General features: G+C 29.1%; 25 protein-coding genes and 1 riboswitch. Of the genes, 1 reads left to right on the top strand and 24 read right to left on the bottom strand.

Features of this window, described 5'->3' with window-relative positions:
* Positions 1-117: 117 nt before the first annotated feature.
* Positions 118-1,299 (top strand): FprA family A-type flavoprotein, encoded by a 1,182-nt coding sequence (locus BUA77_RS01140; RefSeq protein WP_072886576.1) that lies wholly within the window; start codon positions 118-120, stop codon positions 1,297-1,299.
* Between the two features lie 35 nt (positions 1,300-1,334).
* On the opposite strand, the gene BUA77_RS01145 is transcribed toward BUA77_RS01140, so the two are convergent.
* From BUA77_RS01145 to BUA77_RS01260, 24 genes are all read right to left on the bottom strand, one after another.
* Positions 1,335-1,892, bottom strand: coding sequence for a cysteine hydrolase family protein (locus BUA77_RS01145; protein WP_072886641.1), 558 nt, complete (start codon positions 1,890-1,892; stop codon positions 1,335-1,337).
* A 19-nt stretch (positions 1,893-1,911) separates the two neighbouring features.
* Entirely contained in the window at positions 1,912-2,406 is a 495-nt protein-coding gene (locus tag BUA77_RS01150) for a GNAT family N-acetyltransferase (protein WP_072886577.1), read from the bottom strand.
* Positions 2,407-2,536: 130 nt separating this feature from the next.
* Positions 2,537-3,715, bottom strand: a complete 1,179-nt coding sequence (locus BUA77_RS01155; protein WP_072886578.1) for an acetyl-CoA C-acetyltransferase — start codon at positions 3,713-3,715, stop codon at positions 2,537-2,539.
* Between the two features lie 11 nt (positions 3,716-3,726).
* On the bottom strand, positions 3,727-4,569 hold the full coding sequence (locus BUA77_RS01160; protein WP_072886579.1) for a 3-hydroxybutyryl-CoA dehydrogenase: 843 nt from the start codon (positions 4,567-4,569) through the stop codon (positions 3,727-3,729).
* Between the two features lie 10 nt (positions 4,570-4,579).
* On the bottom strand, positions 4,580-5,347 hold the full coding sequence (locus BUA77_RS01165; protein WP_072886580.1) for an enoyl-CoA hydratase-related protein: 768 nt from the start codon (positions 5,345-5,347) through the stop codon (positions 4,580-4,582).
* A 14-nt stretch (positions 5,348-5,361) separates the two neighbouring features.
* A complete protein-coding gene (gene kamE, locus BUA77_RS01170) occupies positions 5,362-6,150 on the bottom strand; it encodes a lysine 5,6-aminomutase subunit beta (RefSeq protein WP_072886581.1) in 789 nt (262 codons plus the stop codon).
* The gene (kamD, locus tag BUA77_RS01175; protein WP_072886582.1) at positions 6,150-7,706 is read right to left on the bottom strand and encodes a lysine 5,6-aminomutase subunit alpha; all 1,557 of its coding nucleotides are present in this window, start codon (positions 7,704-7,706) and stop codon (positions 6,150-6,152) included. The genes kamE and kamD overlap by 1 nt, the downstream gene beginning before the upstream one ends.
* Complete coding sequence (gene kamC, locus BUA77_RS01180) at positions 7,699-9,186, bottom strand: lysine 5,6-aminomutase reactivase ATPase KamC (RefSeq protein WP_242939061.1); 1,488 nt, start codon at positions 9,184-9,186, stop codon at positions 7,699-7,701. Before kamC ends, kamD begins: the two co-directional genes overlap by 8 nt.
* On the bottom strand, positions 9,179-10,195 hold the full coding sequence (gene kamB / locus BUA77_RS01185) for a lysine 5,6-aminomutase reactivase subunit KamB (RefSeq protein ID WP_072886583.1): 1,017 nt from the start codon (positions 10,193-10,195) through the stop codon (positions 9,179-9,181). The genes kamC and kamB overlap by 8 nt, the downstream gene beginning before the upstream one ends.
* Positions 10,170-11,447, bottom strand: coding sequence for a lysine 2,3-aminomutase (kamA, locus tag BUA77_RS01190; RefSeq protein ID WP_072886584.1), 1,278 nt, complete (start codon positions 11,445-11,447; stop codon positions 10,170-10,172). Before kamA ends, kamB begins: the two co-directional genes overlap by 26 nt.
* A 30-nt stretch (positions 11,448-11,477) precedes the next feature.
* Complete coding sequence (kdd, locus tag BUA77_RS01195; RefSeq protein WP_072886585.1) at positions 11,478-12,515, bottom strand: L-erythro-3,5-diaminohexanoate dehydrogenase; 1,038 nt, start codon at positions 12,513-12,515, stop codon at positions 11,478-11,480.
* A gap of 12 nt (positions 12,516-12,527) precedes the next feature.
* Positions 12,528-13,193, bottom strand: coding sequence for a 3-oxoacid CoA-transferase subunit B (locus tag BUA77_RS01200; RefSeq protein ID WP_072886586.1), 666 nt, complete (start codon positions 13,191-13,193; stop codon positions 12,528-12,530).
* 1 nt (position 13,194) lies between these two features.
* Positions 13,195-13,848 (bottom strand): 3-oxoacid CoA-transferase subunit A, encoded by a 654-nt coding sequence (locus BUA77_RS01205; RefSeq protein WP_072886587.1) that lies wholly within the window; start codon positions 13,846-13,848, stop codon positions 13,195-13,197.
* Between the two features lie 4 nt (positions 13,849-13,852).
* On the bottom strand, positions 13,853-14,674 hold the full coding sequence (gene kce / locus BUA77_RS01210) for a 3-keto-5-aminohexanoate cleavage enzyme (protein WP_072886588.1): 822 nt from the start codon (positions 14,672-14,674) through the stop codon (positions 13,853-13,855).
* A gap of 10 nt (positions 14,675-14,684) precedes the next feature.
* Entirely contained in the window at positions 14,685-15,065 is a 381-nt protein-coding gene (gene kal, locus BUA77_RS01215; protein WP_072886589.1) for a 3-aminobutyryl-CoA ammonia lyase, read from the bottom strand.
* Positions 15,066-15,173: 108 nt separating this feature from the next.
* Positions 15,174-15,350: riboswitch (Lysine riboswitch) on the bottom strand.
* A 120-nt stretch (positions 15,351-15,470) separates the two neighbouring features.
* A complete protein-coding gene (mgsA, locus tag BUA77_RS01220) occupies positions 15,471-15,881 on the bottom strand; it encodes a methylglyoxal synthase (protein ID WP_072886590.1) in 411 nt (136 codons plus the stop codon).
* 15 nt (positions 15,882-15,896) lie between these two features.
* The gene (gene rodA, locus BUA77_RS01225) at positions 15,897-17,006 is read right to left on the bottom strand and encodes a rod shape-determining protein RodA (protein ID WP_072886591.1); all 1,110 of its coding nucleotides are present in this window, start codon (positions 17,004-17,006) and stop codon (positions 15,897-15,899) included.
* A 62-nt stretch (positions 17,007-17,068) separates the two neighbouring features.
* Complete coding sequence (minE, locus tag BUA77_RS01230; protein ID WP_072886592.1) at positions 17,069-17,353, bottom strand: cell division topological specificity factor MinE; 285 nt, start codon at positions 17,351-17,353, stop codon at positions 17,069-17,071.
* An 11-nt stretch (positions 17,354-17,364) separates the two neighbouring features.
* The gene (gene minD / locus BUA77_RS01235; protein WP_072886593.1) at positions 17,365-18,162 is read right to left on the bottom strand and encodes a septum site-determining protein MinD; all 798 of its coding nucleotides are present in this window, start codon (positions 18,160-18,162) and stop codon (positions 17,365-17,367) included.
* A 27-nt stretch (positions 18,163-18,189) separates the two neighbouring features.
* Positions 18,190-18,855, bottom strand: a complete 666-nt coding sequence (gene minC / locus BUA77_RS01240) for a septum site-determining protein MinC (protein ID WP_084605376.1) — start codon at positions 18,853-18,855, stop codon at positions 18,190-18,192.
* 60 nt (positions 18,856-18,915) lie between these two features.
* Complete coding sequence (locus tag BUA77_RS01245; RefSeq protein WP_072886594.1) at positions 18,916-21,714, bottom strand: penicillin-binding transpeptidase domain-containing protein; 2,799 nt, start codon at positions 21,712-21,714, stop codon at positions 18,916-18,918.
* Positions 21,715-21,725: 11 nt separating this feature from the next.
* Complete coding sequence (gene mreD / locus BUA77_RS01250) at positions 21,726-22,214, bottom strand: rod shape-determining protein MreD (RefSeq protein WP_072886595.1); 489 nt, start codon at positions 22,212-22,214, stop codon at positions 21,726-21,728.
* A gap of 14 nt (positions 22,215-22,228) precedes the next feature.
* On the bottom strand, positions 22,229-23,098 hold the full coding sequence (mreC, locus tag BUA77_RS01255; RefSeq protein ID WP_072886596.1) for a rod shape-determining protein MreC: 870 nt from the start codon (positions 23,096-23,098) through the stop codon (positions 22,229-22,231).
* 14 nt (positions 23,099-23,112) lie between these two features.
* Positions 23,113-24,174 carry a rod shape-determining protein gene (locus tag BUA77_RS01260; protein WP_072886597.1) on the bottom strand — a complete coding sequence of 354 codons (1,062 nt, stop codon included), beginning with the start codon at positions 24,172-24,174 and terminating at the stop codon, positions 23,113-23,115.
* Positions 24,175-24,179: the final 5 nt, after the last annotated feature.

The following is a 24,179-nucleotide window of genomic DNA, read 5'->3' on the forward strand; positions in this document are numbered from 1 at the left end:
TATTTTAAGAATTAAAAAATATAATTAATTTACTTGATAAATTTTTATTAAGTGTTTTGATTAATATTTAATAAATTGGGTATACAAAGAATATAAGAAATTTAGGAGGTATTTTATATGGAATCATTTAAAGTAAAAAATAATATTTATTGGACAGGAGTTTTAGATCCAGATCTTGAAGTTTTTGATATTATAATGAAAACCGAGTACGGTACAACTTACAACTCTTACTTTATTGATGATGAAAAAAAAGTATTAATTGACACTGTAAAAGCTAATTTTAAAGATGAATTTATTCAAAAGCTTAATAAGATAACTGATATTAAAAAAATAGATTATGTAATAATTAATCATACAGAGCCAGATCATTCTGGAAGTTTAAAGTATATATTGGAAATTAATCCTGATGTAGAAGTTTACTGCACTAGAGCTGCTAGTATTTTCTTAAAAGAGCAAGTAAATGCTGATTTTAAATGTCATGTTATAAAAGATGGAGAAGAGCTTGATATAGGAAGTAAAAAATTAAAGTTTATTACTGCACCTTTTCTTCATTGGTCAGATACAATGTTTGTTTACAGTGAAAGTGATAAAACATTGTTTACTTGTGATGCCTTTGGTTCTCACTACTCTAGTATAGATCCAAAAGAAGTTCATAAAGAAGAATATAAAAAATCTTTTAAGTATTATTATGACTCTATAGTAAAGCCTTTTGCTCAACATGTTTTAAATGCAGTTGAAAAGGTTAAGGATTTAGAAATAGAAACAATACTTACTTCTCATGGCCCTATATTATCTGAAGATATAAATTACAATATTCAAAAATATGTAGAGTGGTCTACTGATGTAGTTAATACTTCAAACCAAAAGCAAGTTGCTATTCTTTATTTATCAGCATATAAGAATACTGTATTAATGGCAAAAAAGATTAAAGAAGGTTTAGAATCAGAAGGAGTAAAAGTTGAATATATTGATATAGAAAATGAAAGCTTAGAACATGTTCATGATGTTATTAATATGTCTAAAGGTCTTATTCTAGGTTCTCCTACTATAAATAAATCTATGGTAAAACCAATGTGGGATGCATTATCTATAATAGACCCAATGGCAAATATGGGTAAAATAGCAGGAGTATTTGGTTCCTTTGGATGGAGTGGAGAAGGAATTAAAATGGCTGAATCTATTGTTAAACTAATGGGCTTTAAGATGCCAGTTGAGTCTATAAGTAAAAAATTCTTCCCATCAGAAGAAACTTTAAAGCAATGTTTTGAATTCGGTAAAGAATTTGCCAAATATATATAAAATCATAACCTATAATCAAAATTTTGATTATAGGTTTATTTTTTTAATAGTTCTATAATTTCTTTGTTTGATAACACCTTTTGTTGCTGTTCTTCTTTTATAACTTCCAGCATTACTCTCTCTTGATTTTTTAAATGGCTAAAGGAAGCCTCAATTGCTAATATAACGTTGAAATCCAGTTCATAAGCGTCTATAGCTGTTCTTCCTACACAACCATGTGTAAAAACTCCTGATAATATCACTGTATCTATACTATTATCTCTTAATTCTTTTTCAAAATTTGTTCTTATAAATGTACTCTGCCTTGTTTTAACTATAACTTTATGATGATTTTTCCTAATAATTTCAGGTATTATCTTACTTTCAGCTGTTCCTTCAAAAAGTGCCCCAAAATTATGTTTCCTCATTACTAAATTCCATGTAGATTTATTTCTTTTATGAATTGTTTTTACATGATATACAGGAATACTATTTTCATCTGCAAATTCTATTAACTCATTTATTTTTACTATAAGCTCATCTAACTTTTCTTTTCTTTCATCGGTTCTAAAAAAAAACGGTTGCATATCTATAACTACTAGTGCTGGTTTCATATTTATCCCCTTTCTACCTCTAAAATAATCTAGCCATGTAATACTCATCAATATATCTACCATCTACAATAATTGATTTTTTCTTTACTCCCTCTATCTTAAAGCCCATTTTTTTATATAATTTTAAAGCTCCTTCATTATGAGCCATAACAGTTAATTCAAGTCTTGTTATTTTATTTTTTTGAGCCCAAATCTCCATATGTTTGAATAATTTTGTTCCAATTCCTTTTCCGCAATAATCTTTCAATATTCCTACAACAATATAAGCACTATGCTTTATTCTATTTGCAAACCCTTTCTCTGCAGATAGAAAACCAACTATTTTATCTTTATCTTCAACTATTAAAGTTAATGAACCTAATTCTATTTTTTTATTTATAATTTTTTTCATTTCATCTTCACATGTTTTTCTCTCTCCTGATTCAAACAACATAAATTTTGTCTCACTATCTAATTTTTTTAACATTTCCAAAAAACATTTTGAATCCTTTAATCTAATTTCTCTAATAATCATATACATCTCCCCCTGAATTTAAATCTATTTAAACAGAATGTTTCTTTGTAAATATTATACAAAAACATAATTTTATTGTATATAAAAAAACTGTCAGTTGTTCTATAACTAACAGTTTTTTTATATTTATTTATCTTTCAACTACTACAGCAGTTCCCATTCCTCCACCTATGCAAAGTGTTGCAAGTCCATATTTACTATCCCTCCTCTTCATTTCATGTAAAAGAGTTACCAATATTCTAGCACCAGATGCTCCTATTGGGTGTCCTAGGGCTATTGCTCCTCCATTTACGTTTACCTTATTCATATCAAATTCTAATTCTTTTGCAACCGCTAAAGACTGAGCTGCAAATGCTTCATTAGCCTCGATTAAATCCATATCTTCAAGTTTTAAGTCCGCCTTATTTAAAGCTTTTTTTACAGCTTCAACTGGGCCTATTCCCATTATAGAAGGATCTACTCCTACTGATGAGTAACTAACTATTTTAGCAAGTGGCATAAGTCCTAATGATTCACATTTTTCTTTACTCATTATAACAAGTGCTGCTGCTCCATCATTTATCCCAGAAGCATTACCTGCTGTAACTGTTCCATCTTTTTTAAATGCTGGTCTTAGCTTTTGTAACTTTTCTAAATTAGCTCCATATCTTATAAATTCATCTTTATCAAATACTATAGGGTCTTTTTTCTTTTGAGGAATAATAACAGGAACTATTTCGTCATCAAACTTTCCTTCTTTTTGTGCTTTTTCTGCTTTATTTTGAGAAGATAGTGCAAACTTATCTTGTTCAAGTCTAGTTATATTATATTTATCTGCTAAATTTTCAGCTGTAATCCCCATATGATAATTATTAAATACATCCCAAAGTCCATCATTTATCATTATATCTTTTATCTCATTATTTCCCATTCTATATCCCCATCTAGCATTTTCTAAGAAATATGAAGATTTAGACATATTTTCTGTTCCACCAGCAACTACTACATCATTATCTCCAGATAGTATTGTCTGAATAGCTAAAGATACACTTCTAAGTCCTGATCCACAAACTTTGTTTATTGTCATTGCAGGAACATAATTTGGAATACCTGCATCTATTGAGCACTGTCTAGCTATATTTTGTCCAAGTCCACCTTGAAGAACACATCCGAACAAAACTTCATCTACTTTACTTGAGCTTACACTAGCTCTTTTTAAAGCCTCTTTAATAACTAAACTTCCAAGATCTTTTGCTGATATATCTTTAAGGCTACCTCCATAATTTCCAATAGGTGTTCTAACAGCAGAAACAATTACAGCTTCTCTCATTTTAATTCCCCCTAATTATAATCATAGAATCCTTTTTTAGTTTTTCTTCCTAATAAATTACCTCTTACCATTTTTCTAAGAAGTGGATGTGGTCTATATTTGTCATCACCGAATTCTTTATGTAATATTTCCATTATATATAAAACAACATCATTTCCTATTAAATCCGATAACTCAAATGGCCCCATAGGATGTCCTGCTCCTAGTTTCATAGCTTGATCTATTTCTTCTTTACTTGCTATACCTTCACTTAGTATTCCTACTCCTTCATTTATCATAGGAATAAGTATTCTATTTACTATAAATCCTGGGGCTTCTTCAACTTTTACAGGATTTTTCCCTATATTCTTACATACTTCATTTACCTTTTTTATAGTTTCTTGTGATGTTGAAATGCCATTTATAACTTCAACTAATTTCATAACAGGTGCTGGATTAAAAAAGTGTACTCCAATTACCTTATCTGGCCTTTTAGTTGTAAGTGCTATTTCTGTAATGCTTAGTGATGAAGTATTAGTAGCTAAAATCGCTTCATTTTTAACTATTTCATCTAATTCTTTAAATATTTGTTTTTTAATATCTATATTTTCTACAACAGCTTCAATTATAATATCAGCATCTTTTAAGTCATTTATATTTGTTGTTAAATTCAATTTTTCTAAAATTTCCATTTTATTTTCTGCATATAATTTTCCTTTTTTAACCTTATTGTCTAAATTTTTCTCTATTATTCCTTTTCCTCTTTGAATACTTTTTTCATCTATACCTTTAAAAATAACTTCATACCCATTTTCTATAAATACTTGAGCAATACCACTTCCCATTGTTCCACTACCAATAACCCCTATTTTCATAGCAATCCCCCTATCTATTTTCAAACTCTGCTTTTCTTTTTTGTGTAAAAGCTTCCATTCCTTCCTTTTGGTCCTCTGTATTAAAACAATTAGCAAAGCACTCCACTTCATAATCTAGAGCTAAATTTTTATTATAAGAAAAGTTTACTGATTTTTTGGCTTGTTTTATGGCTATAGGTCCTTTTTGTATTATTTTATTAGATATATTAATTGCTTCTTCAACAGGATTATCTACAATTTTATTTAAAAGACCTATATTTAAAGCTTCTTTTGAATCTATCATATCTCCAATAAATATTAATTCTTTAGCCTTTCCTATCCCTATAACATTTAGAAGTCTTTGAGTTGCCCCAAATCCTGGAATTATACCTAAGCTAACCTCAGGTTGGCCAAATTTAGAATTATTACTTCCTATTCTTATATCACATGATAAAGCAAGTTCCATTCCTCCTCCTAAACAATATCCATTTACTGCTCCTATTACTACTTTTTCCAAATTTTCTATCTTTTTAAATACTTTATTCCCAAATTTAGAAAATTCCATGGCCTCAATAGAATTCATATCCTTCATTTCCTTAATATCCGCTCCTGCTACAAAAGCTTTATCTCCTTCACCAGTAATAATCAATACATATAAATCATTATCTTTTTTTATTTCATCTAAGAACATATTTATTTCATTAAGTGTTTTAATATTTAAACTATTTAAATATTTAGGCCTATTTATTTTTAAAACACCCACATGATTACTTATTTTTTCATAAATTAAATTATCCATATTCCCCCACCTATTTATATAAGATTTCTATTAACTATTTCACTAACAGCAAATGTTGCAACATCATCTGCATATTTTCCAGGTCCAAATCCTGCGTCATATCCAAGCTCTTTAGCAAGCTCATGAGTAATTCTAGGACCACCACATATTAAAACTATTTTCTCTCTTATTCCCTCTGCTTCAAGAAGTTCTACAAGATGAGTTAAATTTTTTATATGAATATTCTTTTGCGTAACAGTTTGAGATACTAATAAAACTTTAGCATTAAGCTCTATAGCTTTTTTTACAAATTCTTCATTAGGAACTTGACTTCCTAAATTATACGCCTCTATCATTTCATATCTTTCAAGTCCATAATGTCCTGCATATCCTTTCATATTCATAATTGCATCTATTCCTACAGTATGAGCATCAGTTCCAGTACTTGCTCCAACAACAACAACCTTTTCTTTTATATTTTCTTTTATATATTCATCAACTTCCTTCATAGACATAGTTTCAACGTCTACTGTTTCAACATGAATTTGAGTATAATCAACAGTATATTTTAAACTTCCATATACCACAAAAAATGTAAATCCCTTATAAAGCTCTTTATGACAAACTACTGAAGGATTTTCTATCCCCATATTTTTAGCAAGTATCTTAGCAGCCTCTACTCCTTTTTCATTATCCTCTACAGGAAGAGTAAAACTAACTTGTACTTTTCCATCATTCATTGTATCTCCATAAGGAGATACTTTGGTGAGGTCTAAAGTTTTATCAAAATCTTTTTTTTCCATTGAATAAAGACCACCGCTCATTAGTTTCTCCCCCCTAACATTAACTCTATAAATGGATTAAAATAATCTTTACCTTTTTCAACTACTCCATCTAGCCCTTTGCCACCATTAATAGGTCTTTTTATTCCTGCAAATATTCCCTTTTCTAAAGTTTTAAACAGCCCTTCCTTTTCTATTTCTTTTAATAATTCATGAGCTTTATTTAAAACATCATTAGCTCTATTTTGTATTATTCCGTCTTTTTTAAAGATTATTTCTTCTCCTAAAGAGTTCATATTATCAAATATATATTTTGCATTTTCTATAGACAATGCTCTATCTGACATAAAAGGAGTATGAATAGCTTCTGTTAACATTCCTAAAAGATGAATTTTTTGATTAGTCATTATAGTTATCATGTTAAATAAAGCATCTTGTATATGTCCTTTGAATATATCTCCTGTCATAAATTTAGTAGGAGGCATATATTTAAGAGGAGCATTAGGGAATATTTCTCTTGCCATTTGAGCTTGAGCAAGCTCTAACAAAAAGCCATCCTTAGTATCTGGATTCATTTCAAATGCATGACCAAGTCCCATAAGTTCTTCTTTAAGTCCAGAAAGTAAAGCAAATTGTTCATTTATAAACTGTGATGCAAGCACCGTATAAGCTTCTTCTATTGCATCAGCTGTTGTTAAATAGTTATCTTCTCCTGTATTTATAATTACTCCTGCATATCCATTTATTACTCTTGAAAAATATTGATCTATCATAGTTCTTTTCATATTTATATCTCTAAATAATATTCCATATAAAGCATCATTAAGCATTACATCTAGTCTTTCTAACGCCCCCATGGCAGCAATTTCTGGCATACAAAGTCCAGAGCAGTAATTACAAAGTCTTATGTATCTTCCAAGTTCTTCACCAACTTCATCAAGTGCTTCCCTCATAAGTCTGAAATTTTCTTGAGTTGCATATGTTCCTCCAAACCCTTCAGTAGTTGCTCCATATGGTACATAATCAAGAAGACTTTGTCCTGTTGTTCTTATAACTGCAATTATATCCGCTCCCTGTCTTGCTGCAGCTTTTGCCTGAGTTATATCTTCGTATATATTTCCAGTTGCAACTATTACATATAAATAAGGACCTTCTTTATCACCAAATTTATCTAAATAATAATCTCTTTTCTCTCTATTTTCTTTTATCTTCTTAACAGCTTCTCTAGCAATTGAAGATACCTTTATTTTTATTTCAAATAAATCCTTCATAGGTAATTTTGTAAGATTAAGCTCTTTTTTAGAAACCTTTTCAGCTATTTCTTGTGGAGTAAGTCCTAGTCTTAATACTGCATTTCCAATAAATATAGCTGCTCCAATTGAAAGTCCATTTCCCTTCTTAATATTATCCACTACTACATTAGGAAGAGGAACCCCAAATTCATCTACACCATCAATTCCAAGAAGCCTACAAATTGTTCTTTCAACAGCTACTGTGGTATGTCTATCTATAAATTCTTGTGTTTGAGTTGCTATATTTTTTGCACATTCTCTTGATTTTTTTACAACCTCCCAATCTAAATTTAATTTACTATTCATAGCTTTCCCCCTCTTCATAGTAATTTTTAACAATATTTACAATAGAATCTTCAAGTCCTAATAATATGGATATATTTAGCGCATCCTTTGGTACTTTATTTTCTTTTGATAATTTCTCAAGTCTATAATCCATATGCTCCTGGATAATTTCAATAGAATTAGTTTTATTAAGATCTATTTTTAATTTTAAAGAATCAAAATCTACATTTTTAAGTCCTATTACTTGATAATGTACCATATCATCATCAACTACTCCATCATAATGAGTAGTTATTAAGCTTATACTATTAAAATCTTTTAAATACTTACAAAGAGCTTTTACTAGAAAATATCCTTCCTTAGGATTTGTTCCTCTTGCAAATTCATCAAGTGCTATAAACCCATTTTCTCTTTTTATACATTCTATTATCTGCTTTAATTTAATTATTTCAGCTCCAAATGTGCTAAGTCCCTTAGAAATTGACTGCATATCATCAGATATGAAATATATAAAATCGAGTATTGGAAATACTGCTTCTTTAGAAAAAATAAAAAAACCCATTTGTCCAAGGAGTAAATTAAGTACTATAGTATTTAAAGTAACACTTTTTCCTCCCATATTTGCTCCAGTAATTACACTTGTTCCTCTATGTAAAGATATACTTATTGGAATAAAATCTTTTTTTCTTTTTTTAAGTATTTCTTTTATATAAGGATTAAAGCACTCTTTAAATTCTATTTTCATATCATCACAAATTTTTGGTTTTACTCCATTGTAATTAATAGCAAGCTTTCCTTTTCCTATTAATAAATCTAATTTCCCTAATGAATCTATATTTTTCTTTATCAAAGCTAAATAATTATATATTTCATTTGATAAATATTTTTTTATTTTTAGTTCTTCTTTTTCTTCTAAAAGTACTATATCTAGCCTATCTTCCTTTAATATATTTACTTTTTCTTTATCTTCTTCAATAAATATTTTTTCTTCTATTTTTCTTTTTTCTTCTCTTATTTTTTTAAGATTTTCACTGTATGAATCATATATATAAAATGTAGATATTTTTTCCTCTTCAGGATCTAATAAATCTATTATTGATTTCACAGAATTAAATTTTATATTTTCTATATTCAGATTTAATTTTTTGTAAAGGTTAATTAATTCTTCCATTAACATAGAAAAATACTTTAATTCATAAAGTTCTACTTCATCTAATGTATTTAAATTCTTACATCTTTCAATTGAATTTCTTATATCTTTAAATTTATAAAATATTCTATCTATACTTTTATAAATATCATTATTATTTTTTATACTTTCTATTATTTTTTGGATATTTTCTAACTCTTTCATTAATAAATACTTTTCATTTCTTCTAAATGGTTTTATATTCTTTTTTTGATTTATTCCATAAGGTGTAATAACATCTAATTTTTCCATTATAAAATTAAATCCGACCATATTTCGTTGATTATTATCTAAAAATTTTATTCTAACCACCTCCTATAACGTCGAATACAGGTAGGTTTATATTCTTTCTTAGAATATCTAAAAAATTATTTTTATCAAACTCATATCCATAAGGCGATTTAGGGTTAATACTTATTCCTATTATTTTTATAGGATTTATTACTTTTATATTTCCTCCACTTTTTATAAATCTATATAATACTTCTTTGCTTAGAAATAGCTTTGTTCCATCTTCTACTAAAAAAGTAATCTCACTATATATATCAGTTCCCTTCATTATATCTTCTAAAAGTTTATCTACTACTACCCCTTTTATAACTATATATTTTGAGTTCTCATTTAAATTTTCTAGTATCTCCTTAGATGAATCTAGAGCAGTTGGAATATTCAGATTTTTAATTGTATTATCTTTATATATAACACCTACTTTTAAAATAGATTTTAATAAACTCAATACTTCCTTATTTTTTTCATTATCTAAAGATAATAAATTAACAGTATGTAAAGTTTTATCTACAACTTTATTTATATCTCTTGATAAACCAGCCCCAGTACAAAGTATTGTTGCATCAGTAATTCCTGGAGAAGCTAATGTTTTTCTAGATAATGCTCCATCTACTATTACAAGGTCTAATCCTAACTGTTTAAGTTTTTCACATATTTCTTTTAAGTAATTATTTGATGAAGGTCCTGCTAATTCTACATATCCATCACTTAGAGCTTTAAATATTATCACTTCACCCATTGGTGTATTTATAGAGGTATTATCTAATATTTCTTTTGTAATGTCGCTATTTAAAAAACAATTTTTAGCTGTTGCAATAAGGCTTCCTTTTTTTACATATATTCTTGGTTTTTCAGTGCTTGTAACTAAATCTATTTCTTCTCCATCTCTTCCTATTGATGTAAGACCAAGGGTAATTTTTCCCCTGGCCTCATTTAATATATAATTTAATGTTGTAGTCTTCCCAACATTTTTATCCATTCCTATAATAGATAAGCTGTTATACTTTTTAAGCATTTGAATGAGATTTTTCATGCTTTTCCTTTCCTCTTAACTTTCTTTCAAGTCCTTCTGGCTCTAAGGCCATTTGCTGATTATTAAGAAGCCCAGCTACTCCAACAAGCTTTATCTCTTTTTCTTTATTACATATATCACAGCTACATTCTGGAGTATAATTATCTGGCTCTTGATATGTTGTTATTACCCCCTCAAAGTTTCTAAGTATTACCTTGTTATGACTTTGAGATATAATATAATTTGGCATAACAGGAGTTTTACCACCACCACCAGGAGCATCAACTACAAATGTAGGAACACAAAAACCTGATGTATGTCCTCTTAATCCTTCTATAATCTCAATCCCTTTTGAAACCGTTGTTCTAAAATGTTCAAGTCCCATAGAAAGATCACATTGATATATATAATAAGGTCTAACTCTTATTCTAACTAATTCATTTACAAGTTTTTTCATTACATGAACACAATCATTTACCCCTCTTAATAGTACAGATTGGTTTCCTAGAGGTATACCAGCATCAGCTAACATTTCACAAGCTCTTTTAGATTCTTTTGTAATTTCATTAGGATGATTAAAGTGAGTATTTAGCCAAATTGGATGATATTTTTTAAGCATATTTACAAGCTTTTTAGTTATCCTTTGAGGCATAACTACTGGAACTCTAGACCCTATTCTTACTATTTCAACATGAGGTATTTCTCTTAATCTTTTTATTATATGTTCAAGCTTTTCATCTGATATCAAAAGTGCATCTCCACCAGACAAAAGAACATCTCTAATTTGAGGAGTCTTTTTAATATAATCTATAGCTTTATCTATTTGATTCATTGGAAGAGAAGAATCCTTTTGTCCTGCAAATCTTCTTCTAGTACAGTGTCTACAATACATAGAACATTGATCTGTAACTAATAATAAAGCTCTATCTGGATATCTATGAGTAAGCCCAGGCACTGGAGAATCCTCATCTTCATGAAGTGGGTCTAATAAATCTGCATCTGATTTGTTTAGTTCTAGATTTATTGGTATTGCCTGTTTTCTTATAGGATCATTCGGATCATTTATATCTATTAAAGATAAATAATATGGAGTTATAGCCATTCTTAAAGTTTCTAGACACTGCCTAGCTCCTTTTTCTTCTTCCTCTGTAAGCGGTATATATTTTTTAAGCTCATCTACACTTTCTATTCTGTTTTTTATTTGCCACTTCCAATCATTCCAATCTTCATCATTAACATTTTCAAAAAGCTCAAATCTTCTATTTATTTTCATTTTTTACCCCCTATAATATATTTAATAAAGCTATACGTATAAATCTTCAAATATTTTTCTTAAAGTATCACATTCTCTTAAATCTTCAAGTGTTATTTCTGCATGATTTTTTGTATATCCATTTCCTATTATCATTGTTACATCTTTTCCTACTCCTTCTGCTCCAAGAGCTGCTTTAGTAAAACTTGTAGCCATGGAGAAAAAGTAAACTATTCCTTCATCTCTAACAGGAAGTATACTTGACATTTCTGTATTTTCAACATTTACACAGTTTATAGCTATGTCTACTTCTTTTCCTTCATTTACTCTTAATACTTCATTTAAAACTTGTGTTGGCTTTTGAGCATCTGCAACTATAATTTCATTACAAAATCCTGTATAGTTAAGAAAATCTCTACTTTTTTCATTCCTAATAAGACCTATAACTTTTCCATTTTTTCCAACTTTCTTTTTAGCTTCATAGCAACACAACATTCCTGATTTACCAGCTGCTCCAAGTACTAAAACAGTTTCCCCTTTCTTTACAAGCTTTCTAGTTTGTGCTGGAGCTCCTGCTACATCAAGTGCAGCTAGTGCTAATGTTTCCTCCATATCTTCAGGAAGAGTTGCATATATTCCACTTTCAAACAATACTGCTTTTCCTTTTATTTCCACCCTATCTATATCAGGCTTAATATCTATTATTTCATCTATTTTAAGAGGTGTTAGAGAAAGAGATACTAATGTTGCTATTTTATCTCCTATTTTTAAATTAGTTTTATCCTTTAAAGTATTTCCTATTTTTTCTATTCTTCCTATTAGCATTCCACCTGATCCTGTAACTGGATTTTGCATTTTTCCTTTATTATTTACTATTTCAAGTATCTTTTCTTTTATTTTTTCAATATCTCCTTCACATTCTTCTTCTATTTGTGTAAAACTTGCAGAATCAATATTAAGAGCTTGAACATCAATTAATATTTCATTATCAAATATATTCATATCATTACATACTTTAACTGCTGGTTGTGGAAGTACTTCTTTTGGCTCAATTACTCTGTGTGTTCCATATTTACATCCTCTTTTCATTTTTATCCTCCTTTAACCTTCCATATATTTTAAATTTTCAGAAATTATCAATTCTGCTTCTGTTACAGCTTTTATTTCATCAATAGTTATATTTTTATTTATTTCTTTTAAAACAAGTCCCTTATCTGTAACCTCTATAACTCCAAGTTCAGTAACTATTAAATCGACTACCTTCTTTGCTGTAAAAGGTAAGTTGCATTTTTTTAATATTTTAGGTTTCCCTTTAGCTGTATGAAGCATAGCAATTATTACTTTTTTAGCTCCTACAACTAAATCCATGGCTCCACCCATTCCTGGAATAAATTTTCCTGGTATGTTCCAATTAGCAAGATTACCTTCTTCATCTACTTGAAGAGCTCCAAGAACTGTTGCATCTACATGTCCTCCTCTAATTAATCCAAAGGACATTGCACTATCAAAGAAAGCTCCTTGAGGAAGTATATTTACATACTGACCACCTGCATTAGTTATATTTGCATCTTCCTTTCCACTTTCGCAAGCTTTTCCCATTCCAACCATTCCATTTTCTGACTGAAAAGTTACATTAATTCCTTTAGGTATATAATTTGCAACTTTAGTAGGTAGCCCTATTCCTAAATTTACCAACTGGCCGTCACTTAATTCTTTTGCAACTCTTTTAGCTATAATTTCTTTTCCTTTTTTTTCATCTATAATCAAATTACTCCCCTCCTTCTATTATGTAATCTACTAATACCCCAGGTGTCATTACTACTTCCGGCTCTATTTCACCTACTTCTACTAAATCTTGGGCTTCTACTATTACAGTATTAGCTGCCATGGCTATTATTGGATTGAAATTTTTTGTTATACCTTTATAAAATGTATTGCCAAATTTATCTACTATACTTCCTCTAATTAAAGCCAAGTCTGCTTTTAGAGGTAATTCTAATATGTATTCTTTATCACTAATATTTATTTTTTCTTTTCCTTCTTCTACTAAAGTACCAACACCTGTTGGAGTTAGTACACCACCAAGTCCAAATCCACCTGCTCTTATTCTTTCAATCAACGTTCCCTGAGGTGATAGCTCAACTTCAAGTTTTCCTTCATTCATTAATTTTCCTGTTTCAGGATTAGTTCCTATATGAGATACTATAACTTTTTTAACCTGATTATTTACAATAAGTCTTCCTATTCCTTTATCTATAAAACTTGTATCATTTCCTATAATTATTAAATCTTTTATATTCATTTGTATAAGTAAATCTATTAATTTTTCAGGAGTTCCAAATCCTAAAAATCCTCCTATCATAATAGTCATTCCATCTTTGATTAAATTTTTCAAATCATCAATACATACTAATTTATTCATTTCTTCACCCCTTGAGTTTAAGTATTTTTCTAGCTTCATCACAAGATGCTATTTCTCTTCCAAGTTCTTTTCCTATTCTTACAACCTTCTCTACTAACTCTCCATTTGACTTTGCTAAAGCTCCTTTGGATATGTAAACGTTATCTTCAAAACCAACTCTAACATGTCCACCCATTAATATTGATAGTGCTGCCATTTCAAACTCATATTTTCCTATTCCTGATACTGTAAATGTTGATTCTTTTGGAATACTTTCTTTTAAAAATATTAAATCTCTTGCAGTTGCACTTATTCCTCCATTTACTCCCATAACAAAATTAAAATGCATAGGATTATTTATATATCCTTTTTTAGAAAACCTTATTGCAGTATCTATCATTCCTTTGTCAAAAACTTCAATCTCTGGTTTTATCTCAAGTTCCATCATTTTTTTTGAGAATTCCTTTATAGTATTTTCTGTATTTACAAATATATCATCTCCACCAAAATTACATGTTCCACAATCAAGAGTTGCCATTTCTGGTTTTAAATATATTGGCTGAAGTCTCTCTTCATTGCTCATTCCAACTGCTCCACCAGTGGATGGTTGAATTATTACATCTGGACATCTTCTTTTTATTTCTTCAATACAATCTCTAAATCTATTTATATCCTGCGTTGGAGTTCCATCATCATTTCTGACATGAAGATGTATTATACTTGCTCCTTGATTATATGCACTTTGAGCTTCTCTTCCTATTTCCTGTACTGTATACGGAACATTCGGATTATGCTTTTTAGTAACCTCAGCTCCACATATAGCAGCAGTTATTATTAATTTTTCCATAAAACTCCTCCTATCTTCTTTTTCTATCCTTTAAAACTACACATGTTCCACTTGCTTTACATACAATTACTGGCTTATCTAAAACATCCGCAGCTGAATCATTTATATCTGGTCTTGGAACTATAACCTTTCTAGCTTCAAATATCATTTTTCTTGATGTATTTCCCTCTTCAATTATTTCTCCCTCTGCTTCTATATAATCTCCTGCATATACGGGAGCTAAAAATTCTACTGAATCATATGCTCTAAAAAGACCTTCATCTCCATCATTTTTTATCAAAAGCTCTGTTGCTACATCACCAAATAACTGAAGCATTTTAGCTCCATCAACTAAATTTCCTCCATAATGGCAATCACTTTGGCTCATTCTAACTCTTATCAAAGCTTTCATTCTTATCCCCCTTTAAAATTTGTATAAAATTTAAAAGCACTGAAGATTTTCAGTGCTTTTTAGACAAATATAAAAAGCTACTTATGCAATGAAAATCTTAATTTTCACTACATAAATAGCACACCATAACATATATGGCAGTGATAAAGTATTGCACCCTACCCCCAAGACTATACTTAAGAACCAGTATAGCCTTTCGGCAAAGAAACCCTTCATCTTCAATATCGGAGGTTCTTCTCCTTAGCAATTAAAGATTACCCTTTTCCTTGCACCTCTATTTATGTAACTGCTAAATTCTTATTTTACTTTCTAATACTATATATGCTTTAAAATTTTTTATATGCAAAAAATGCTTATGTTATTCTAAAATTTTAGAATAACATAAGCATTTTAAAATCTAATTTATTATTTAAATAAACCTTTTTTCCTTACACTTCTCCAATCTAAATCTCCTCTTTGAAGCGCTTTTATAAAAATCTCTGCTGTAGCTAAATTTGTAGCAATAGGAACATAATGTACATCACAAAGTCTAATTAATGCTTGTATATCTGGTTCATGAGGCTGAGCAGCTAGTGGATCTCTTAAAAAAATTACTAAATCCATATCTTCTTCAGCAATTTTAGCTCCTATTTGTTGATCTCCTCCTAAAGGACCTGATAAAAATCTGTTTATTTCAAGCTGTGTAGCTTCTTGAATCTTTTTTCCAGTTGTTCCTGTTGCATATAAATTATAATTTTTTAATATATCTTTATATGCTAATGTAAAATGCACCATCGTTTCTTTCATTTCATCATGTGCAATTAATGCTATATTCATATTTTACATCCCCTTCTAAAAATTTATCTTTTTTCTTCTCATTGAAACATTTAATATAAGTCCTAAAGCCATCATACTAGTAACCAACGAGCTTCCACCATAGCTTACAAAAGGAAGAGTTACTCCTGTTACTGGCATCAGTCCTATAGCCATTCCTATATTTTGAACAATTTGGTATAAAAACATAAATAAAGCGCCTATGGTTATAAGAGAACCATAAAAATCTTTTGCATTCTTAGCTATTTTTAATATTCTGTTTAAAAATAATAAAAACAACAAAACTAAAACAGCAGCCCCAATAAGTCCAAGTTCTTCACCAAGAACAGCAAATATAAAATCCGTTTCTTGAACCGGAAGGAAATTATATTGATTTTGAGTTCCTTTAAAAAGCCCTTTTCCGAATATTTTCCCTGATCCTATTGCTATCATAGATTGAATAACTTGGAAATTTCCTTCATATTTAGGGTCTCCTGGATGTAAAAATGCATCTATTCTAACTCTTTGATGAGGCTTTAAAAATTTATAAATTATTGGCACTGAAAGAACTGCGCCTAATGATCCATATCCTATTATCTTAGCATTTAATCCTGTAATAAAAGTCATTCCAAATATTATAGACATAAATACAATTGCAGATCCTAAATCTGGCTGCTTTAAAATAAGAAGTAATATAGGTCCAGAATAAATAATAATAGGAACTAAATCTTTAAATGTATTTAGTTTATCTTTTTTATCTTCTAAAAATTTTCCAAAACTTAATATAAAACCTAATTTCACAATTTCTGAAGTTTGAATAGTTATTGGCCCAAGCTTAATCCAAGACTTTGCTCCCGCAATAGATACTCCAAGACCTGGAATATATACTGCAAGCAATAACAATACATTTAATATATATATCTCCTTATAATATTTTCCTAATTTGTTATAATCTATTAAAAGTATAAAAAATATTACTATTATACCAATAATAAATGATATAGCCTGAACCTGCAACTGTCTAAAACTTCCTGAATCATTTACATGAGTTGCACTACTAATGACAACCATTCCTACAAGGAATATAAATATGACAGTAAAAACTAATATCCAATCAATATCTTTAAACATCTTAATATGAATATTCATAATTTATCACCTACTGAAAAATATTGGGAAATCCGCCTTAGGACTCCCCAATATTTATATTATCATCTTGCTCTTTCTTTTAATTTTTTTATAGGAATATTTGCAACCAATGCAGATATAGGCATATCTCCATCTCTATTCCTAGATTTTGCCATTTTAACTTCTAAACCATTTTCATCTATCTCAATATATTCAGATATAACCTTTATTATATCTCCTTTTATCATATCTAAAAATTTAGCAGAACAGTCAACTCTATCATGTACTAACACTAGCTTTAGTCTTTCTTTTGCTACATTTTTGCTTGTTTTAGATTCATTCCCAAACATCTTAAATAAATCAAGCATTGCTACCACCCCTATTTAGCAAGTCCAAATATTTTTTTTAATTTATTCATAAAAGAATCTTGTGTTTCTATATTTAAGAAAGGAATTTCTTCTCCCATTATTCTTTTTGATACATTTCTGTATGCTTGCCCAGCTAATGATTTATTATCTGTTACAGCTGGTTCTCCTCTATTAGTAGATATTATTATACTCTCATCATCAGGAACAACGCCTATTAAATCTATAGCTAAAATATCTATTATATCTTCCATATCCATCATATCTCCACGTTTTACCATTTCAAGTCTTATTCTATTTATGATAAGTAGCGGATCATTTATCTCATTTGCTTCAAGAAGCCCTATAATTCTATCTGCATCTCTAACAGCTGAAACTTCAGGTGTTGTAACAACTATTGCTCTATCTGCTCCAGCTATTGCATTTTTAAATCCCTGCTCAATTCCTGCAGGACAATCTATTAATACATATTCAAATGACTTTTTTAAGTCTTCACATAATTTTTTCATTTGCTCTGGTGAAACTGCATTCTTATCTCTTGTTTGAGCTGCAGGTAAAAGATAGAGGTTCTCAAATCTTTTATCCTTTATTAAAGCTTGTTTTAATCTACATGTTCCTTCAACTACATCAACAATATCATAGACAATTCTATTTTCAAGTCCCATAACAACATCTAAATTTCTAAGTCCAATATCTGCATCTACTACTACAGTTTTTTTGCCAGAAAGACTAAGTGCTGTTCCTAGGTTAGCAGTTGTTGTTGTTTTTCCAACTCCGCCTTTTCCAGATGTAATTACTATAACTTCACTCATAAAACTACCCCCATTCGTGCATATTGACTATTTTTTACTTAAATATGGCTCTATAATTATATAATCATCCTTTATAAATGCAATTTCAGGATAATTTGGCTTTTTAAAATTCTCTTCTGGGGCTATAGCTATTATATCTGCAATTCTAAGCTGCATAGGGTCTAAATTATATGCTGCAACAAAAGCATTTCTATTGCCATTAGCTCCTGCATGTACAACACCTCTTAAGGATCCCATTATTACTATATTCCCATAAGCTATTACCTGACCTCCTGGATTTATATCTCCAATTATTACTACATTTCCTTTAAATTCGATCTTAGTTCCAGATCGTATAGTACTTTTTACAAACTTAGTTGGACCTTCATTTATTCCTTCAAATATAGCTTTATTTTCTTCTTCCTTTTCTTCTAAAAATTCAACTTCAAATTTTGATGTTATTATATCCTTAAGATGTAATATTTCTATATCATTCAATGTTGTGCTATTTATTGATGCAATCTTTGCACCTTTAAAAAATCTTCCTGCGCGCCCTATTTTTTCAACAAGTTCTTCTTTTACTTTCTCAAATTCATTACATTCTTTTATGTTGATAACTAATCCTTTTTTACTTCCTTTAAATTCTATACTACCTTCTTTAGGCAATACTACTTTCTTATTTCCTTTAAATTCTATAACCTCTCCTAAAGCCATACTTACTCCTCCAAAAGACTATATATTCTTAAATTCTTCAAAAACTAAATAAATCCTTCTTTATCTTTTCAATTCTTCTACTAGTTTTAATTCTTCCTTTATATCTTCTTCATTTTTATCTTTTGTAAGTCCAAAATACTCTGCCATTATATCTCTAGCTATAGGAGCTGCATATCCTCCATGACCCCCTTGAAATATTAAAGATACAACAGCTATTTCTGGGTCTTCATATGGAGCAAATGATACAAACCAAGCAAAGTTATCATAAGTATCTTTAAATCTATTTATCTGGTCATATGTTAAGCGCGGATTTAGTTCAAACAATGCTTTTCTTATATAATAATCTCTGCTTTTTTTACTTTTGTCTTCTTTTTCATATTTATCTGCAAGAGCTAAAGCTTCATTAGAATTTACCCCAAAGCTTGCCATATGAGTTATTAGATATTCTTCCTCATTGTCAGTAGGAATTCTTCCACTTTTTTGAGCTGTTCCTGTTTTTGCTCCAACTTTAATTGGAAAATTACCAAAAACCCTTTTAGCTGTTCCTTGCTGAGTAACTCTAAGCATTCCTTTTTTTATTTCTTCTAAATTATCATATTTCTTTAATGGTATTCTTTCTCTTTCTCTTTTAGTTTTTTCTACTTTCATTTTATCATAAGATTCTATTTTATCCACTATTGTAACTTTATTTTTATATCCTCCATTTACTAAACCTGAAATATAATTTGCCATTTGAAGTGGCGTATAAGCATGTGCTCCTTGTCCTATTGATAAGTTAAAAGTGTCTCCTGTTTTCCACTTTGCTTGATTAAAATAGCTGTATTTTACAAGATCTGCAACTTCACCTATTTTGTCTTCTTTTATCTTTAATTGTTTCAGTCTTTTTAAAATAGTTCCTCTACTTGGATTTTCTTCTGTCCAATTTACTATTTCTTTTATTCTTTTTTCGTATTCTTCTTTATCTTTATTAGTTATATCTTCAAAATAATTTTTTAATTTTCTATTTAAAGCATATTCCAAAGACCTTTTTGTATTTTTAAGTTTAGCTTCAGGATTTGGAACTCTTCCTGGTATTTCTTCTATTTCTATTCCAGTTCTTTCATCAAGCCCAAATAATCTTGCATATTTTAAAACCTCTTCTACACTCATTCTTACAGGAAGAGGCTTGTTGCTTCCATAATCATATCCAACACTCACAGAATAAAAGTAATAGTTACAAGATTGCTCTAATGCTCTATATAAGTCTGTAGGTCCATGACTTCCTCTATGATCATTCCATATCCAACATCCAAATGATTTATTTCCAAGCATTATTCTTCCCTTAGCATTAATTTTATAATTAGGATTAAGCCCATTTTCAATAGCGGCAAGACCTGTTATCATCTTAAAAGTTGATCCAGGCTGAACCGAAGTCATTGTTGCTATATTATAAAGTGGTTTAGCTGCTAGTGGGTCATTTTTATTTTTAGGAAGATATTTTCCCATTTCTTGACTAGTTATACCCGTAGAAAAATCATTAGGGTCATAGTCTGGATAAGTTGCCATGGCTAATACTTCTCCAGTTTTAACATGAAGAGCTACAACCGCACCTGATGTTGCTTTATTGTATATTTTCTTACTATCTCTAAGCTTATAATTCCCCCAAGGACTTTCATAAACTCCTCCTACTTGTATTGTCTTTAAAACATTTTTCAAGGAATTTTCTGCCACTTCTTGTAAATCCTTATCAATAGTTAAATATATAGTGTCACCTGATGTAGGGGCCTTCATATCTATTTTTCTAATAAGCCTTCCATATGCATCAACTTCTACCTTTTTATATCCTTTTTCTCCATGAAGTTTTTCTTCATATTTCTTTTCTATACCAGTTTTACCAATCATATCACTTATACTATAACCTTTTTCTTTTATATAAGTGTCTATTTCATTTTGCTGTGATATCTTACCTATCTGACCTAATATATGAGAAGCAAAATTTCCATTTGGATAATATCTTATAGGCTCTGTTTCTATACTAACTCCCGGAAGTTCCATAGCAAGTTCCTCTATTTTTGATACAGTTTCTTTGCTCACATCAAGCGCAAGCTTTATAGGTTGATATTGTAAGTACCCTTGAGATTTTAGTAAATCTCTAACTAAAAGTATTTTTCTTGCCTCATAATCAATTAATTCATCTGGAATTTCATAATACTCTCTAATCCTTTGAAATGCATCTTTTGCACTAATATTTTCTTCTTTTATTTTATACCTATATAACCACTGCTCTTTTTTAACTTCTTCTGCAAATTTCCACTTAGATACGTATATTGGAGGATAATATCCATGTTCATTTAATAATTTTTGAAGTTCAAACTTATCAGTATCTTTGTCTACATTAAGTATACCTTCATTAATTAATCTATCTACAATTTCATAAAAACTTTCCTCTGCACTATAGATTAGAGGTATATTATTTTTTTGTTTCCATTCATATATTGATTTATCATAAGTATAATAATAATCCCCATTTTCTGCTATTATTATAGGAAATTCATCTATATATTTTTCTCCATTTTGTTCTAATATTTTTATTACTTTATCAGCTATTTCATTAGGGTCAGCTTTTTCTATTTCATCTTTTGATAATTGAACTGTAAAAGATGGTCTATTTCCTGCAAGCAATCTTCCATATCTATCTCTTATCTCACCTCTAGGTGCTTCTATTGGTATTTTTTTATATACTTTATTTTGAGCCTGCTCATAATAATCTTCACCTTTTATAACTGTCATATAACTAACTTTTAAAACAATTATAGAAAATACTATTATAAAGGCAAATTTAAGAACATCAAATCTATCTTCAAATTTTTTATTTTTCATCACAATCACCACTAAATATTGTTTAGTTTTTTTACAAAATTAATTAAAAATCTATGTACAAATAAAGCTACTATAACATTTAAAAGAGGTATAACTATAAAACCTTTATAAATTGAAAATATGATTTTATCACTTCCAAAAAAGCTTTTAAAAAAGATAAAATTTATAGAAGATTCGAAAATACTAGAGAAAAAAATTAAAATTACTATAGTTATAGAATTGTCTTTAAAAATTTTATCCTGTAATATACCATATATATATCCAATCAGAAAAAATAAAACAGCATTTACTCCCAAAAACCTACCTACTAAGATATCTTTAAAAAGACCTACTATTAAACCTATAAAAGCCCCTTGATTTCGTTTTAAAAACAAGGAAATAATACTTATATATATAATCGACATATTTATACTTAAACTAAATATGTCGATATAATTTAAAACACTATTTTCTAATATAACCACTGTTATTCCTAAAACTACTAGTATAAAATTTTTCATCTAAAATTCCCTCTTTACTCTATGATTCTAGGTCTTATAATTAAAACCTTATCTACTTTCTTAAAATTAACATAAGGTTTTACCTTAATATATTTTAATAAATTATTTTTATCCTCTATTACTTTTTCTACCTCTCCTAGTGGTATTCCCTTAGGATAAATTCCTATACCTGATGTTATTATTATATCACCAGGAACTACTTCATATTTTATATCAAATAAATAACCTTTTAAATATCCTCCAAAATTTTCACTAGAATCTATAGATATATTCTGACTAATAACTCCTGTATATTCTCCTTTTCTCAAAACTTCAAAGCTTACAGCAGACTTATTATTAAGTAATGAAATAGCCTTTGAGTAATTATCTGAAACCTCATATACTTTTCCTACAAGACCTTCTCCACAAATTACTATACTATCCTTAATCACACCATCTTTTTTACCTGCAGAAATAGTAAAAGTAGTGTACCAATTCCCATCATTTTTACTTACTACAGATGCACTTACATAATTTTTATCATAATCTTCACTTATGTAATTTAAAGATTTTTTTAATTTTCCTAAAGAACCTAGCTCATCTCTTTTCAAATCTATATCTATTATTTTTTTCTTTAATTCTTCATTTTCTTTAGATAACTCTTCAATCTTTTTAAGATTACTTCTATAGTTTATTATGCCTGAAACATTTTCACTAGTAATTGTAAAAATCTTATTTATTCCTCTTTGAATGGGAGAAATAAAATCTAAAACAGTATTTGGTATATAATTATTTATATTTCCTTTAATAGATATCCCTATAATTACAAGTAGAGTGATAGTAATTAAAACAACTACTATCACTTCTTTATTTAAATTATTTTTCTTTTTTCTTTTGCTTCTCACCCTATCACCATCTCTTAACCTTTTCTTCCATACATAAGAACTTTATTGAAAATTTCCTTATCTTCTACCGATTTTCCAGTTCCTATTGCTACACAATCAAGAGGATTTTCTGCAATATATACAGGCATACCTGTTTCTTCTTTAACTAATTTATCAAGCCCTTTTAAAAGTGCTCCTCCTCCTGTAAGCATTATACCATTTTCCATTATATCAGCTGCAAGTTCAGGTGGAGTTCTTTCAAGAGTTGCTTTTATTCCATCTACTATAATAGTAATAGGCTCTTTTAAAGCTTCCCTTACTTCAGAAGATGTAATATTTATAGTTTTTGGAAGCCCTGAAACTAAGTCTCTTCCTCTTATATCTAGCTTTTCTTCTTTTTCTTCTTTAAAAGCAGATCCTATTTTTATTTTTACTTCTTCTGCCGTTCTTTCTCCAATCATAAGATTATATTCTTTTTTTACATAATTAACTATTGATTCATCAAACTCGTCTCCACCTACTCTAATTGATTTAGCAGTAACTATACCACCTAGTGATATAACTGCTATTTCACTTGTACCTCCACCTATATCTACTACCATATTTCCATCAGGTTCTTCAACTTTGAGTCCTGCTCCAATAGCTGCTGCCATTGGTTCTTCTATTAGGTATGCATCTCTTGCTCCGGCTTGACGTGCTGCTTCTTCTATAGCCCTTTTTTCTACTTCTGTTACTCCATATGGAACACACACAGCAATCCTTGGACTAATTAAAGCTTTTTTAGGATATGCTTTTTTTATAAAATATCTAAGCATACTTTGAGTTACATCAAAGTCAGCAATTACTCCATCTTTCATAGGTCTTATTGCTATAATATTCCCCGGAGTTCTTCCTATCATTTTTTTAGCTTCTTCTCCAACAGCTAAAACTTCTTTATTATCATCTCTTATAGCTACAACCGAAGGTTCCCTTACTACTATACCATTTCCTCTTACATATACCAAAGTGTTAGCTGTTCCTAAATCTATTCCCATATCTTTTGAAATCATATCGAAAAAACTTGTCTTTTTTTGTTTAGTCTTTTTAGTTTTTTTCATTATAC

Origin of the sequence: Tepidibacter formicigenes DSM 15518, from assembly GCF_900142235.1 — a bacterium.
GTDB lineage: Bacteria > Bacillota > Clostridia > Peptostreptococcales > Peptostreptococcaceae > Tepidibacter > Tepidibacter formicigenes.